Origin of the sequence: Streptomyces sp. NBC_00386, from assembly GCF_036063235.1 — a bacterium.
Lineage (GTDB): Bacteria > Actinomycetota > Actinomycetes > Streptomycetales > Streptomycetaceae > Streptomyces.
In genome coordinates, this window is record NZ_CP107950.1 from 8,002,184 (window position 1) to 8,017,036 (window position 14,853).

Consider the following 14,853-nt stretch of genomic DNA (forward strand, 5'->3'; position numbering starts at 1 on the left):
TCGGTCGCGATGAACGTCGGATGCCGGGAAGGTCAGACAGCCAGTCCGCTCAGTCCCGTCGGCATGTGCGTCTGCTCGACGGTCTTCCCGCCGCCGACGTACATGTGCACGCCGCACGGCAGACACGGGTCGAAGCTGCGGACGGCCCGCATGATGTCGATGCCCTTGAAGTTCTCGGGCGGGTTCTCCTCGAAGATGGGGGTGTTCTGCACCGCGTCCTCGTACGGGCCCGGTGTGCCGTAGGAGTCGCGCACGCTGCCGTTCCACGGAGTCGGCGGGTACGGGTGGTAGTTGGCGATCTTGCCGTCCCTGATCACCATGTGGTGGGAGAGCACACCCCGGACCGCCTCGGTGAAGCCGCAGCCGATCGACTCGTCCGGCACGTCGAACTTCTCCCAGGTCTGGGTGCGTCCGGCGCGCACCTCCTCCATCGCCTGCTCGGCGAAGTGGAGGGCGGCCGCGGCGGCGTAGGCCTGGAAGTAGGTCCGGGCCCGGTTGCGTTCGAGGGCGTTGCTCCACTGCGGGATCTTCCACTCCAGCGCCATCTCCGGCTTGGTCATCGTGCGCGGCAGGTTGATCTGCACGCTGTGCCCGGTGGCCTTGATGTAGCCGATGTCGACGAGTCCGGACAGCGCCGTGGACCACAGCCGGGCGATCGGGCCGCCTCCGGTGTCCAGGGCCAGATGATCGGTGCCGTCGAACCAGCGCGGCGACATGACCCAGCTGTACTTGTCGTCGAAGTCCCGCTTCTGCGGGGCCGGGATGGTGTGCTGGTTCCACGGGTGCCGTTCGTCGATGGGGTTCCCGAGCGGGTCCTGCTCGACGAACTTCTCCATGCCCGACCAGTCCTCGTAGTACGAACTGCCGAGCAGGATGCGGATGCCGAGGTTGATGTCGACGAGGCTGTTGGTGACCAGCTTGCCGTCCACGATGACACCCGGGGTGACGAACATCCGCCGGCCCCAGTTCTCCATGTTGGCGTACTGGAAGTCGCAGTACTCCGGGTCGTTCAGCGCGCCCCAGCATCCCAGCAGCACCCGGCGCCTGCCCACTTCCTCGTAGCCGGGCAGTGCCTCGTAGAAGAAGTCGAAGAGGTCGTCGTGGAGCGGGACGACCCGCTTCATGAACTCCACGTAGCGGGTGAGCCGGGTCAGGTAGTCGGTGAAGAGCTGGATGGTCGCGACCGTGCCGACACCGCCCGGGTAGAGCGTGGAGGGATGCACGTGGCGGCCCTCCATCAGACAGAACATCTCCCGTGTGTAGCGGCTCACCTGGAGCGCCTCACGGTAGAACTCGCCCTCCAGCGGGTTGAGCGAGCGCATGATGTCGGCGATCGTGCGATAGCCGTGGTCGGCCGCGTGCGGGGCCTCGGTGCGCTCGGCGAGTTCGAGCACTCCGGGGTTGGTCTCGCGGACCATCCGTTCGCAGTAGTCCACGCCGACCAGGTTCTCCTGGAAGATGTTGTGGTCGAACATGTACTCCGCGGCCTCGCCGAGGTTGATGATCCACTCGCCGAGGTGCGGGGGTGCCACGCCGTACGCCATGTTCTGGGCGTAGACCGAGCACGTGGCGTGGTTGTCGCCGCAGATTCCGCAGATCCTGCTGGTGATGAAGTGCGCGTCGCGCGGGTCCTTGCCGCGCATGAACACGCTGTAACCGCGGAAGACGGACGAGGTGCTGTAGCACTCCGCGACCCGCTTCGCCTTGAAGTCGATCTTGGTGTGGATGCCGAGACTGCCCACGATGCGGGTGATCGGGTCCCACGACATCTCCGTGAGGCCGTCACCGGCCGGCTTGTTCGTCGCCGTCGCCATGGTGCCGCGCCACCTTCCTGTCGAGTGTCCTGCTCAGCGGGTAACCGTGGTCACCACGGGGCCTTGTAGCCGGTCGTGAGCTCCTCGCTCCTGCCGCGCCACTTCGGTTCCTTGTCGACGGTCTTCGCGGTGATGTTCCGCAGTCGTCGGATGACGGATCCGTAGATCCCGCTCGCCGTCGCGGACACGTGGCCGCCCGGCGGCTCGTCCATGAACGGCATGAACTTGTCGGGGAAGCCCGGCATCGTGCAGGCGATGCAGATCCCGCCGACGTTCGGGCAGCCGCCCACGCCGTTGATCCAGCCACGCTTGGGCACGTTGCACTTGACCACCGGGCCCCAGCATCCGAGCTTGACCAGACACTCCGGCGATCCGTACTCGCTCGCGAACTGACCCTGCTCGTAGTAGCCGGCGCGGTCGCAGCCCTCGTGCACCGTGGCGCCGAACAGCCAGGTCGGCCGCAGCTCCTCGTCCAGCGGGATCATGGGCGCAGCGCCCGCCGCCTGGTACAGCAGGTAGAGCAGGGTCTCGGAGGCGTTGTCCGGGTGCACGGGGCAGCCCGGGATGCAGACGATCGGAATGCCCGCCTTGGACTTCCACTCCCAGCCCAGATAGTCCGGCACTCCCATGGCGCCGGTCGGGTTGCCCGCCATCGCGTGGATACCGCCGTACGTCGCACAGGTCCCGATGGCGACGACGGCGAGCGCCTTGGGGGTGAGCCGGTCCAGCCACTCACTGGTCGTGATCGGCTGACCCGTCTCGGGATCGTCGCCGAAGCCGCACCAGTAGCCCTCGGGCTTGACCCGCTCGTTCGGAATGGACCCCTCGACGACCAGCACGAAGGGCTCCAGCTCGCCCCGGTCGGCCTTGAAGAACCATTCCACGAAATTGTCGGCGCCCTCCACGGGCCCGCACTCGAAGTCGATCAGGGGCCAGTGCACCGCCACCTTGGGCAGCCCCGGCAGGGCACCGAGCGCCAGTTCCTCGATGCTCGGCTGGGTCGCGGCGGTCAGCGAGACCGAGTCCCCGTCGCAGCTCAGCCCGGCGTTGATCCAGAGAATGTGGACGGTCGGGTCCTCCTGCGCGTCGTCCTGCGCGGCCGGGCCCGCCGTCGTCGCGGTCGGGGCGTTCATGAGCCCTCCTGGAGTCAGCTCATTCAGGTCATAGCTGGCCAAACAGCCTCTCCCATGGTTACCGCCCGGGAGGGTCGGCGGTAAGTGCGAACGGGCCCTATCGCTGGCGCGCACCCTCGCGGCGCGGGCGTGAGTGCGGGGGCGGCTGTGTGGGTGTGCGTCGGCGTCTCCGGGATGGCGCGAAATGTTTGCAAAATTGCTGGGTATTTTGTTAACAATCTTGTAGCGTGCGTGACGCCTTGGGCCCGAGGTGTCAGTGGATCACTCGATACACAACAAGAGGAGACCCCCATGCAGTGGCTCTCGGAATCCTCCGATCGAGCAGCCTCCGCCCGTCCGGCGGGTGAACGGGCAGGACGCGTCCCCGGCCGCGGGCGCCGGGTGAGGGGCATGGCGATAGCGGGCTCCCTCGCCCTGACGGCGATCGCGGTGCCCTCGTCCGCGGTCGCGGCCCAGGGACGTTCCGCGTCGCACGCTCACGTCGTGGACCCGGAGGACGCCGCCCTGGCCTTCGACGCCGGCGCCTACACGACGCTCACCGTCACGGTCGACGGCCAACCGGTCAAGGTTCGCTCCTACAAAGAACTCTGCTACGTCGCAGCCCCGGTCGAGGCGGCCGCGCAGCAGTCCGGCATGTCCGGTACCACCACGATCGGCAACACCCGCTGCGGCTACCAGAGCATGAACGTCTTCGTGCCCGAGAGCGCCTTCGACGACCAGCGTGCGCCGGTCTACTTCGCGGTGAACAACGCGGGCTGGATGGCCAGTTACATCAAAGCGAGCGTCACCGACGGCTCGTCCTACAACAGCGCGACGAGCAACGTCGGCGCGGCGCTGAAGGCCGGCTTCGTCTTCGTGGACGTCGCCAACCGCAGCCGCGGGCTGATCGGCGCCGACGGCTCCTCGCCGGGCAAGGCACCCGCCGCGGTGGTCGACGCCAAGGCCGCGGTCCGCTACCTCCGCCTCAACGACGCCACCATGCCCGGCAGCGCGGAGCGGATCGTCGTCAACGGCACCAGCGGCGGCGGCGTGCTGTCCTCGATCCTGGGCGCCTCGGGCAACAGCGCCGAGTACGACTCCTACCTCGCCGCGATCGGCGCGGCGGGCGTCGACTCCAAGGGCCGCAGCACCCTGCGCGACGACGTGTTCGCGGTCGACGCGTACTGCCCGATCACCGACCTCGGCAACGCCGACGCGGCCTACGAATGGCTCTACAACGTCCTCGGCACCCGCGACGCGACCGGCTCGAACGCCACGCCCGAGGACGCCGCCGAGATCGCGGCACAGTTCCCGGCGTACGAGAAGAGCCTCGGGCTCCGCAACCCGGACGGATCCAAGCTCACCGCCGACGCCATGCTGGACACCATCAAGAAGGAGGTCGTCCGCTCCGCCGAGACCTACATGAAGGCCGCCCCGGCCAACACCGTGCCCGCGCTCGGAGCCACCTTCGACATCACCTCCGGCGGGCCCGGCGGGTCCACCACGAAGTCGTACGTGAACGACTGGATCGACGTCGACAACGCGGCGGACAAGGTGCTGTCGGTCGACATGGCGAAGTACCTGAGGTTCGTGGCCACCCAGGCCACGTTGAAGACGACGCCCGCCTTCGACGCCGTGGGCGTGCACGGGAACACCACCAGCCGGACGGAGACCAACCTCTTCGGCCCGTACACCCAGACGTACATGAACTACACCGAGTGGAGCTGGAACCACAACGACGTCGCCGGTGACGGCAGCGGCCTCGACGACACCGGGCTGACCTGGGACCAGTACACCAGGGAGAAGAGCACGGACCTCGACGACCAGATCCACCTGATCGACCCGATGGACTTCGTCGGCACGAGCGCCGACACCGCGCCCAACTGGTACGTGCGCAACGGCACGCGCGACCGGGACACCGCGTTCATCATCTCGGTCAACCTGGACCGGGCGCTGGAGGCGGACAAGCAGGTCAAGAACGTCGACTACCGGCTCGCCTGGAACCAGCCGCACGCCGGCAACTACGACGTGCCGGAGGCCATGGCCTGGATCGCCGACGTGGTCGAGAAGGCCGGCGACCCGCTCGCCACTCCTCACCACGGCTCCGCCGGACGCTAGCGCCCCGGCGGGCGACGTTCGCCCGGCGGTGCCGGGCATCGTCTGTCACGGCGCCGGCCGCACCGCGTGAGCGATCGCCGAGCGCGGGGTCCCGTCCTGGTGGACGGGGCCCCGCACCGGCCGGAGCCGGCGGCCCGGCCGCTCGCAGATCGACCTCAGGCCCGCCGCTCCCGACCGCTCGCGTACCGGTCCCGGGTCCGCCGCTCCGGCGTGCTATCCGACCGGCCCGGATCCGCCGCTCCTTGCTGCTCGCCGGCCGGTCACCGGCCCGTCGCTCCCGAGTGCCCCTACTCGGTCACCGAGCCGTCGGCTTGCCTCCGCTCGCTGTCGTCGGGCCTGAGGTCAGCGGTTGCACGCTGATCACCATGTACCCCTCTCCCTTTCCCGGCGGCCGTGTCCAGGAGCGGGTGGTGAACGTGTGCAGCCGCCCTTGCACGATCGCGTGACGCGGCAGACGGACGCCGAACTCCCCGGCCACCGCTTCGAGCAGCGGCCGTTCCGCCTCGGCGCTGTCCTCCACGGCACCGAAGAACCGGTCCGGGTCGAGCGCTTCCGGTATCTCCCCGCTCCGTCGGACCTCTCCGTCCGCGTACGTGAACGCGTATTCCTCGGTACCGTCCCGCGCCACCGAGAGATGGAAGAACGGCTCGCCGTGTCCCGTCCTCAGGCCGCTCCACACCACCACCGCGCGGGTGCCCGCACTGGCGCCCGGGGCGGGGGAGACGAACCGCTGCCGGCCGAACGGGGCCGGAACTCCGTCGAAGGCGAAGCTCCAGCCGCTGTCGGCCCGCCCGACCGCCATGAGGGCCCTGTCGTCGTAGGAGGAGAACTCCCGCTTGCCCCGCAGTGCTCTGCCGCGCGCCTCCCAGAGGGTCAAGGGTTCGTTCAGCCCGGTGCCGTCCCCGCCCCCGGTGCCGTTCCCGTCCCCGTCCCCGTCCGCGCCTCCGTTCCCGTCCGCCAGGCGCCCGGGCAGTTCCTGTGGCTCCACCCCTTCCACCAGGACGAACCGGTACGACGTGCGGTTACTGCCCCCGTTCGGCTCCGCGAGCCACGCGAGGCCGCCCGGGTCGAGCCCGGGTGTCGGACGCGGTGCCTCACCGGTCTGCCCGCCCCTCGGCGTGGACAGCAGTTCCCGGCCCCGCTCCGGGGTCAGCAGTGGCCCGAGCACGGGGTCGGCCACCCACCCCAGCGGCGCCAGGTGGTCAGGACCCAGCGGCTCCCACAGCGGCACGGCGTTCATCAGCGTCCGCCACGCCTCGTCGCCGTCTCCCCAGCGCGCCAGCTCCCGCGCCCGCTCGACGGCCTCCCCGAACGGCCCGGCCGGTGCGTACCGGTAGGTGCCGTTCCGTACCTGCTCCAGCGTCGCGTAGGCAAGGGACTCCATGTCGTCGTCGGCGCCCCGCAGGTGGAACTTCAGCGTGGAGTCGTCGTGGTTCGAGTGCGCCGCGTGTTCGGCGACCAGCGGCGGCAGCAGATCGGGCGCGTACCGGGGATCCGTCACCAGGCCCTCGAAATACACCATGTAGGTCTTCCCGAGCAGACGCCGTATCTGGTCACCCAGCCCGGCGGCCCCTGGCCTGCCGTACTCCTTGGCCTCGTCCAGCATCTCCACGGCCCGCTGCCAGCCGCCGAGGAGAGCCTCCCGGCGGGCCGCCTCCACCCGGGAGTCCTGCTCGCGCGTCGTGTCGTTGACGAACGCCGGCTCGCCCTCGCCCCGTCGTGCCCGCAGGCTGTGGAACTCCCGGTGCATCTCCCGCATGAACTCCAGGAAGTTCGCGTGCCGCTCGGGTGGCTCTGCCCGCCAGCCCGCCCATGTGTACACGGCCCACTCGCCGTTCTCGTCCACGTCCTCGGGATCCATGAGGACGTAGGTGGCGTCGGACTCCACGTCGAGCTGCAGCCCGCGCCGCCAGATGTCCACCTCTCGCCGCTCCTCGGGCCCGGCGTCCTCGTCCAGATACTCCTCGAACGAGTCCGCGAGGCCCGACGCGTCGCTGTGCCAGCTCGCGTCCTGGGTCCCCGCCAGGAGCCACACGAATCCACCCGCGTGCCGCCACCCGTCGCTGACCTTGAGGAACTCCCGGTACGAAGGGGGCATCCGCCTCCCCAGGCGCTCCTCCATGGCGGCGACGCGCTCCTCGGACGCGGGCGGGAACCCCAGCCACCGTGCCTGCCGGGCGGCCTCGTCGTCCTCGCCCCGCGACTCGTCGGCGGGGAGGGAATCCGCCCACTCCTCACTGCACTTGAGCAGGAAGGGACGCCAGTCGAATGCCGTGGATTCGCTCATGGACACGATGCTGCCACCCGCCACTGACAACGTTCCGCCCCTCACGGCCGGGCGGGGAGCGGCCGCGGAGAACCGGCGGGCCCCGGGCCGACATTGGCGGCGAGCCTTCGGTCACCACCATTGCCGACCGCATCGCACCTCGCTATGTTAATCGAAAATCACATCTGTGTGACATGGTTCATCACGCATTGATCATGCAACTGGCAAGGCTGTCAAGGCATTTGGAACTGTCTGGCCCTTCAGGGAAGCAGGTAAGTCAATGGAGAACCTCAGTAGGCGAAAGGCTCTGTCGCTCGGTGTCGCACTCGGCCTCGTGGGCGTGATGAGCCCGGCCCAGGCGTGGGCGTCGACGGGCTCGGCGACCGGAGCCGCCGCGGCGACCGGTCCCGAGTGGATCTGGGACAGCGCGGCGGACCCTCTGATGGCTTCGATGCTCGACAACGGGCACGTGCCGGCGATCAACTCGGCATGGGCGTCATGGGTGAACAACGACGACCCGCTGCCCAGCGGTGTGCCGGCCGAATTCGCGGCCTACCTTCAGCAGGCCAACGTGCTGCCCTCCTGGGCCGACCCCGCCAAGCTGGCCCGTGCCGCCGACTTCAACCGGCGCAGGGACACGTACCTGTTCATGCTGTACGGCCTCGGTAGCGGAATCATGAGCACCGTGATCCCGCGCGAGGCGAGGAGCGTCTACTGGTCCGCCGGCGGCGCCAACATGCAGGACCGCGCCGCCAAGACGTTCACGTTCGGCTACGACCTCTCCCAGCTGGGAGCCTTCCAGCCGACGGGACAGTTCGTCGTCACCGCCAACAAGACACGCGTGGTGCACGCGGCGGTGCGTCACCTGCTGCCGCAGTCGCCGCACTGGAGGGCGGTCACCGACGAGACCACTCCGATCAGCGTCGCCGACATCCTGGTCACCTTCCACAGTCTGGGCACCTACGTGCACCGGAAGCTGCTCGACTGGAAGATCCCGTTCCCGGCCGCGGACCAGGAGGCGTTCCTGCACTCGTGGCAGGTCGCCGTCCACCTGCTCGGTGTGCCGGACGAGCACATCCCCCAGACATGGGCCGCCGCCGAGAAACAGTCGGCGCAGGTGCTCACCCCGATCCTCACCCCGACGACCGAGGGCATCGCCCTGGCCGAGGACCTCCTCGGTCTGACCGCGCAGGTCGACCTCGGCGTCACGCGCGGGTTCCTGAACGAGTTCGTGCGGTACGTCCTCAGTGACGAGGTCGGCGACTGGCTGGGACTGGCGCGCGACTACGCGTCGGCGGCCCTGATCCGCACCGCGTGGCCGGCGTACGTCCTGTTCCGTGAGGGGCTGTCGCCCATCGTGCCCGGCAGCTTCTACGTGTTCGACCAGTTCATACGCGCCCTGGCGATGCTGTTCCTCAGCAAGGGCGCCTCCGGGAGCACCACGCCCATCACGATCCCCACCGCGAACAGGGCGGCCTGAGCCGTCGATCGGGTCCCGCCCGGTACCCGCCCCGCGGCAGACGCCCCGAGGGGCGGGTATCAGGGGAACACTCGCACGGGGTGCCGCACACCGGTTCTTCGCGCCGGCGCTTCACGCCGGCTCTCAGCGACGGCGCGCCTGGTCGCTGTCGGGCCCCGAAGGCCGTTCAGAGGCCCAGGGCCCCCACAACCAGAGCGGTGACGGCCTCACGACGGGCGGGGCTGTCCTGCCACCGCAGTCTGCGTCCCGCCTCGACCACCACGCCGAACCCCGCGTGCACCAGTACCCGGGCCTGGCGCGGATCCAGCTCCGGACGGGCCAGCCGCAACTGCTGCTCCCAGACGGCGATGTGCTCCCGCTGCGCGAGGACCAGGGGCCGCCGCAGGTCCGTCGGCAAGCCGGCCAGCTCCGCCTCGGCGACGCTGTTGAGCTCCGTGCACTCGAAGCTGTAGGCCACATACGTCGAGGCCAGCGCCACGACGGCCTCGTGCGGGCCGGTCACCTCGTGCAGACTCCGCTCCACCCCCTGGGCCAGCAGCCCCGCCGCCTGGAGGCAGGCGGCAGCCAGAATGTCGATCTTGCCGGGGTAGTGGCGGTAGAGCGCGGACGGGGTCAGTCCCACCGCCTCGGCGATCTGCCCGTTCGTGACGTTGGCGAATCCGTCCCGGGCGAACAGCGGGACGGAGGCCGCGAGTATCTCCGCGCGTCGCGTGCGCGGCACCGGCCGGGCGGGCAGCTCGACGGGGTGAGTCCCGGGCGGGCCCGCCGCCGGATCCGTCGCGGCCACGCGCAGCGCGGACGCCAGCAGCAGGTCCTCGGCCCGGCGCCCGGCGATGGAGGTGTGATGCATCGTGATGGACCCGATCGCGCCGAGGGCCGCCATGGCCCGCAGACGCCGGTCGGACAGCGGGTGTTCGCGCTGCACGGCCTCCTCGACCCGCTCGACCAGGCGACCGAACTTCACCGCGAGACGCCGGCGGTCCTCGCGGGCGAGGTACCGGGCCTCCCATCGGTACACGCCGCCCGACGCACGATGAACGACGGTGATCCGGGTGACGGCAGTGAGCACCTCCGTCAAGGACGCCTCGGCCGGCACCTCGTCGAGCGCGGCGACCAGTCCGTCCACCATGACGTGGGCGCACGCGGCGAACAGCGCGTACTTGTTGGGGAAGTGCCGGTACAGAGCGGCCGCCGTGATGCCCACGCCGGCGGCGACCTCCTCCATGGAAGCGTTGTGGTAGCCACGCTCGCTGAAGACCCGCCCGGCCGCGTCGAGGATGAGCTGCTTGCGGTTGCGGGGCCGGGTCGCCGCGGCCGGTCTCGCGGTCGCTGCCGAACGGGCGGACGGGGAGGCGGGAGCCATGCGGATCAGTCAATCACACGCCGTCACAAGGCCTGTCCCCCTCGTCGGGCACCGCGTCCCCGGGCCGGATCGGCCGGTCAGGTGAAGGTGAGGACCGGCTTGACGACGCTGCCGTCCCGCATGGCGGTCACGGCCGCGCCGATGTCCTCGAACGGGAACGTGGTGACCAGCCGGTCGAGCGGGAAGAGGCCCCGTCGGTGCAGGCCGGCCAGCTCGGGAATGAGGCGGCCGGGGTCGGAGTCCCCCTCGATCACCCCGTGCACGCGGACGCCCTTGGCGAGCAGGCCCATGACGTCGAACGTCACCTCGCCGCCGAGGCCGAGGAGGGCGAGTTCGCCACGAGGGCGCAGTGCGTCGACGGCCCGGCGGGCCATCTCCGGACGGCCGGTGGTCTCGACGACGTGGTGCGCGCCACCGCCGGTGAGGTCGCGCAGCGCCGCCACCAGACCGTCCCCGGGGGACAGGGCCGCCTTCGCGCCGAGTCGGGTGGCCAGGGCGCGGCGGGAGGCGACCGGGTCGACCGCCACCACCGGGTCGCAGCCCACGGCCACCGCGGCCATCAGCGCGCTCAGGCCGACCCCGCCCGCGCCGAGCACGACCAGGGAGGAACCTGGTCCGGGGCGGAGCCGGTTGAGCACGGTGCCCGCGCCCGTCTGTCCGCTGCAGCCCAGCGGCGCGGCGACCGTGGCCGGAAGACCGGAGGGCACCTTGACCACACCGCGTTCGTGGACCACGGCGTACGTGGCGAAGCTGGACTGGCCGAAGAAGCCGGCGTGGAGGGGTGCGCCGTCGAGGGAGAGCGGAGTGGTGCCGTCGTCGCGTCCACCGGAGAAGTTCCGGTCACGCGCCGCGCGGCAGTAGGCGGGGTGGTTCCCCGCGCACTGCTCGCAGGTGCCGCAACTGGCGAAGGTGAGGCAGACATGGTCCCCGGGCGCGAGACCGGTCACCTCCGCGCCCACCGCCTCGACCCGGCCGGTGCCTTCGTGACCGAAGACCATCGGGGTGAGCCGCAAGGGCCAGGTGTCCCGCATCGCCAGGTCGGTGTGACAGACGCCGACCGCGGTCATCCTCACCAGCACCTCGTACGGCCGCGGTTCCTCGATCTCCGCGTCCCGGACGGTGAACGGGGCGCCCGGCGCCTCGGCGACCGCGGCGCGGACGCGCCTCACGAGGCCTCTCCGGCCCCCGGGCCCCCGCGCGGGTCCCCGGACGGCGCCTCGGGGGCGCGCTCGAGGAAGAAGTAGAAGAAGGGGCCCTCGGCGGGGACTCCCCTGACGTTCATGATCCCCATCAGGGTGGTGTCGTCCACCTGCTTGAAGTGGTCGAGGACCGGCTGGCCATCGTAGATCATCGTGGCCGTCGCCTCGCCGCGGAACTCGACGGTCCACAGGCCGGCCTCACCCTTGCCGAGCTCGCGGTTCGAGTACAGGGCGCCCGTGGCGTCACGGCAGATCAGCGGTTTGGCGTCGTGCACGGAGGCGAACGTCTTGCCGTACCAACCTGCCTTCTCCAAGGCACCGTTGAGCGGGTGCCCGGTGCGGAACTCGCCGCCCTTCCACGCGCCGAGTATCTCCTCGGGGCGGACGGTGGCCAACGCCGTCCAGATCTCGTCGAGTTCGGCGGGGTCGACCATGCCGTCCCGCTTCCGGAGTTCCTGGAACCGGGCGCGGGCCTCGGTCACGTCCATGCGGGTGTCCTCTCGTCGGTGCGGGCACCGTGGATGTGGAACGTCGGGACGGTGTCCCGCCGTGTCACCCCGAGGTGCGCGGTGCGGACCCCCGGGATACGGAGGTCCGGGCAGGGGAAGAGCGCCGGGGGAACGGCAGCGGTGAGTCGCCGGTGACCGTGCCGGGGTGGCCCACGGTGCCGAGGCTCAGCAGCACGTGGCGTTCGGCGACCTCCTCCGCGGTGAGCGGGCCGTCGTCACGGAACCAGTTGGCGACCCCCTGGCACATGACGAGCACAGAACGGACCGCGTCCGCCGGGATCGGCGTGGTGAACACTCCCTGGGCGCGGCCCGCCTCGACCGTGTCCAGCAGCATGTGCTCGAGATAGTCGCGCAGGGCGACGTAGCGCGCCCGGTTCGTGGGCTCCAGGCTGCGGATCTCCGTGTCCAGGAACGCCAGTTGCCGACGGTGGGCCATGGAGAGCACGATCGACTCGACCATGCCGCAGAACCGCTCCAGCGGATCGTCCCCGGCCTCCCCGGCAGCGGCCCGGCAGCGGTCCAGGACGTCCTTGATGGACGTCTCCAGCAGCGTGGCCAGCAGGGCCTGCTTGTTCTCGTAGTGGTAGTACAGCGCGGGCACGGTGACCCCGACCCGGCCGGCGATGTCGCGGACCGAAGTGCCGTGGTAGCCGTGCTCGTTGAAGGCTTCCATGGCGTGCGTCAGGATCGGGTGCAGTCCGAGCGGTCCGTACGAGCGCCAGTGCTCCGCCGGGGGCGTGGTGTCCTGGCTCGGCGCGGTGTTCAACGACTCTCCTCGGGACAGGCGGCGATCGGCGACATCGTACGGCCGGAATGCGTTCCTTCGGACGCTTAGCGATCGATCAGGAAACTCCGGCATCCGGCGTCCGACGTGATGTCCCTTCCCCGGTGTGGATCCCCAAAAACTATTGCTGCACGCGGAGTTGACCGACCGGTTCAGCACTCCTACGTTCTTTAGCGAGCGATCGGTAAGTCGCCGATCGGTGGCAGTGAGTTCGTCCTGCGCCGAGACAAGGAACCCGGACGTTTCCCTTCCGGCCCGCAAGGAGGCCCCGATGACATCGGCACCCCGCACCACCGGCGACCTGTCCGACGACCCGGCCGACCGGACCCTGCCGCAGCTGCTGGTCCGCAACGCGGGGGACCGCCCCCGACTCCCGGGTCTGTCCTGGCAGTCGGCGGCCCCGGACGGTGCGTGGACGACGCTGAGCTGGGCGGAGATCCACGAGCAGACCCAGAGCCTCGCCGCCGGCTACCGGGCCCTCGGCGTCGGCCGCGGCGACCACGTGCTGATGATGATGGCCAACCGGCCCGAACACTGGCTGTCGGACCTGGCGTTGGTCCGCCTCGGCGCGGTTCCGGTCAGTGTCTACGGCACCGCGGCCCCGGAACAGATCACCCACATCGCCCGCAACTGCCGGGCCCGCCTCGCCGTGGTGGAGGGGGCGGCCCAGGTGGCGGTGTGGGAGCCGTTGCTGGCCGACGCCGGTACCCCGCTGGAGCGTCTGGTGGTGGTCGAGCCGGACGCACAGGACGGCCACTTCCCGTACGAGGCCCTGCTCCGCGAACCGGTGCCGGAGCAGTTCGCCAAGGAGCTGGACACCGTCCGCCCCGAGGACCCGCTGACCGTCGTCTACACCTCGGGCACCACCGGCGAGCCCAAGGGCGTCGTCCTGACCCACCGCCAGGTGATGTCCAACGCCCTGGCGCTGGACGCCGTGGTGGAGCTGCCCCCGCACGTCGACCACATCTGCTACCTGCCCTTCGCCCACATCGCCGAGCGGATGCTGGGCATCTATCTGCCCTGCCACCGCGCCTCGCACGTGCGGCTCTGCGCCGATCCGGCGCGCGTCGGCGAGGTGGTCCGCAAGGTGCGCCCCGCGCAGTTCTTCGGCGTGCCGAGAATCTGGGAGAAACTGTCCGCCGCCGTACGGGCCATCCTCTCGCTGATGCCCGCCGAGCAGCGGGCGGCCATCGACCGGGCCTTCGAGATCGCCCGCGAGCACGTCGCGTACCGCGAGCGGGGCGAGACGCCGCCCGCCGGGCTCGAGGAGCGTTATCTCCGTGCCCGCGAGGACGTGCTGCTGCCCATGCTGGCCGCGGGCGGACTGGACCGGGTGACCTGGTCGGCCAGCGCCTCGGCGCCGATGTCGCTGGACGTGGTGCGGTTCTGGGCCGGTTTCGGCATCGTGATCATGGACGCCTGGGGGCTGACCGAGACCACGGGCGTGGCCACCGCCAACAGCCCTAAGACCGGCTTCCGGCTCGGCTCCGTAGGTCGCCCGGTGGAGTCCGTGGAGATCCGCGTCGCCGAGGACGGCGAGATCCTGGTGCGGGGCTCGACCGTCTTCTCCGGCTACCTCCGGCCGGACGGCTCGGTGCGGTCCGCTCTGGACGCCGACGGCTGGCTGGCCACCGGCGACATCGGCCGGATCGACGAGGACGGTTATCTCTGGCTCACCGACCGGAAGAAGGAGATGATCATCACCTCCACCGGCAAGAACGTCTCGCCGGCCCTGGTGGAGAACGCGCTCAAGGAACACCCGCTGATCGGCCAGGCGATGGTGCACGGGGACAACCGCTCCTACCTGGTAGCCCTTTTGGTGCTCGACGCGGAAGCTGCCCCCGCCTGGGCCGCGGCCAACGGCGTCGAGGCGCACGGGGGACCGGCCGGGCTGGCGGAACACCCCGTCGTCCGAGCGGAGGTGGACCGCGCGGTGGCCGCCGCCAACACCCGCCTCAACCGCACCGAGCAGGTCAAGCGCTACGAGTTGCTGTCGCAGGAGTGGGGTCCGGCGACCGGCGAGCTGACACCGTCACTGAAGATGCGGCGCCGGGTCATCCGGGACAAGTACGCCGACGAGTTGTCCGGGCTCTACGAGGACTGACCCCGGCCACGTTCCCCCCGTACCACCGCCCCCGTACAGCCCACTGCTTCCAGCGCACCGGGCCGGCCGCCCACCCTCGCCTCGGGGTGGGCGGCCGCCGCGTT

10 protein-coding genes are annotated in these 14,853 nt (G+C 70.4%); 3 read left to right on the forward strand and 7 right to left on the reverse strand.

Translation table 11 applies throughout. The annotated features are described in order from the left end of the window. Positions 1–32: 32 nt before the first annotated feature. Together OG780_RS35280 and OG780_RS35285 are read right to left on the reverse strand one after the other, a co-directional pair. Positions 33–1,814 carry a nickel-dependent hydrogenase large subunit gene (locus tag OG780_RS35280; protein WP_328455045.1) on the reverse strand — a complete coding sequence of 594 codons (1,782 nt, stop codon included), beginning with the start codon at positions 1,812–1,814 and terminating at the stop codon, positions 33–35. Positions 1,815–1,864: 50 nt separating this feature from the next. Beyond that, positions 1,865–2,947 carry a hydrogenase expression protein HypE gene (locus OG780_RS35285; protein WP_328455046.1) on the reverse strand — a complete coding sequence of 361 codons (1,083 nt, stop codon included), beginning with the start codon at positions 2,945–2,947 and terminating at the stop codon, positions 1,865–1,867. Between the two features lie 390 nt (positions 2,948–3,337). On the opposite strand from OG780_RS35285, the gene OG780_RS35290 reads away from it, so the two are divergent. Beyond that, positions 3,338–5,044, forward strand: coding sequence for a subtype B tannase (locus OG780_RS35290; protein WP_328455047.1), 1,707 nt, complete (start codon positions 3,338–3,340; stop codon positions 5,042–5,044). A gap of 295 nt (positions 5,045–5,339) precedes the next feature. On the opposite strand, the gene OG780_RS35295 is transcribed toward OG780_RS35290, so the two are convergent. After that, on the reverse strand, positions 5,340–7,331 hold the full coding sequence (locus OG780_RS35295) for an SMI1/KNR4 family protein (protein ID WP_328455048.1): 1,992 nt from the start codon (positions 7,329–7,331) through the stop codon (positions 5,340–5,342). A 259-nt stretch (positions 7,332–7,590) separates the two neighbouring features. Between OG780_RS35295 and OG780_RS35300 the strand changes: the two genes are divergently transcribed. Then, positions 7,591–8,790, forward strand: coding sequence for an oxygenase MpaB family protein (locus OG780_RS35300; protein WP_328455049.1), 1,200 nt, complete (start codon positions 7,591–7,593; stop codon positions 8,788–8,790). A 166-nt stretch (positions 8,791–8,956) separates the two neighbouring features. Here OG780_RS35300 and OG780_RS35305 read toward each other — a convergent pair whose 3' ends face one another. From OG780_RS35305 to OG780_RS35320, 4 genes are all read right to left on the reverse strand, one after another. Further along, positions 8,957–10,153, reverse strand: a complete 1,197-nt coding sequence (locus OG780_RS35305) for a TetR/AcrR family transcriptional regulator (RefSeq protein WP_328455050.1) — start codon at positions 10,151–10,153, stop codon at positions 8,957–8,959. Positions 10,154–10,230: 77 nt separating this feature from the next. Then, on the reverse strand, positions 10,231–11,322 hold the full coding sequence (locus OG780_RS35310) for an NAD(P)-dependent alcohol dehydrogenase (RefSeq protein WP_328455051.1): 1,092 nt from the start codon (positions 11,320–11,322) through the stop codon (positions 10,231–10,233). Continuing rightward, a complete protein-coding gene (locus OG780_RS35315; protein WP_328455052.1) occupies positions 11,319–11,840 on the reverse strand; it encodes a DUF4334 domain-containing protein in 522 nt (173 codons plus the stop codon). The genes OG780_RS35310 and OG780_RS35315 overlap by 4 nt, the downstream gene beginning before the upstream one ends. 64 nt (positions 11,841–11,904) lie before the next feature. After that, positions 11,905–12,627 (reverse strand): TetR/AcrR family transcriptional regulator, encoded by a 723-nt coding sequence (locus tag OG780_RS35320; protein ID WP_328455053.1) that lies wholly within the window; start codon positions 12,625–12,627, stop codon positions 11,905–11,907. 289 nt (positions 12,628–12,916) lie between these two features. Here OG780_RS35320 and OG780_RS35325 point away from each other — a divergent pair, with 289 nt between their 5' ends. Then, positions 12,917–14,749, forward strand: a complete 1,833-nt coding sequence (locus OG780_RS35325) for an AMP-dependent synthetase/ligase (protein WP_328455054.1) — start codon at positions 12,917–12,919, stop codon at positions 14,747–14,749. Positions 14,750–14,853 lie beyond the last annotated feature (104 nt).

Coding starts and splice junctions, on each gene's coding strand:
- OG780_RS35280 (WP_328455045.1), bottom strand. CDS start 1,814: ATGGCGACGGCGACGAACAAGCCGGCCGGTGACGGCCTCACGGAGATG.
- OG780_RS35285 (WP_328455046.1), bottom strand. CDS start 2,947: ATGAACGCCCCGACCGCGACGACGGCGGGCCCGGCCGCGCAGGACGAC.
- OG780_RS35290 (WP_328455047.1), top strand. CDS start 3,338: ATGGCGATAGCGGGCTCCCTCGCCCTGACGGCGATCGCGGTGCCCTCG.
- OG780_RS35295 (WP_328455048.1), bottom strand. CDS start 7,331: ATGAGCGAATCCACGGCATTCGACTGGCGTCCCTTCCTGCTCAAGTGC.
- OG780_RS35300 (WP_328455049.1), top strand. CDS start 7,591: ATGGAGAACCTCAGTAGGCGAAAGGCTCTGTCGCTCGGTGTCGCACTC.
- OG780_RS35305 (WP_328455050.1), bottom strand. CDS start 10,153: ATGGCTCCCGCCTCCCCGTCCGCCCGTTCGGCAGCGACCGCGAGACCG.
- OG780_RS35315 (WP_328455052.1), bottom strand. CDS start 11,840: ATGGACGTGACCGAGGCCCGCGCCCGGTTCCAGGAACTCCGGAAGCGG.
- OG780_RS35325 (WP_328455054.1), top strand. CDS start 12,917: ATGACATCGGCACCCCGCACCACCGGCGACCTGTCCGACGACCCGGCC.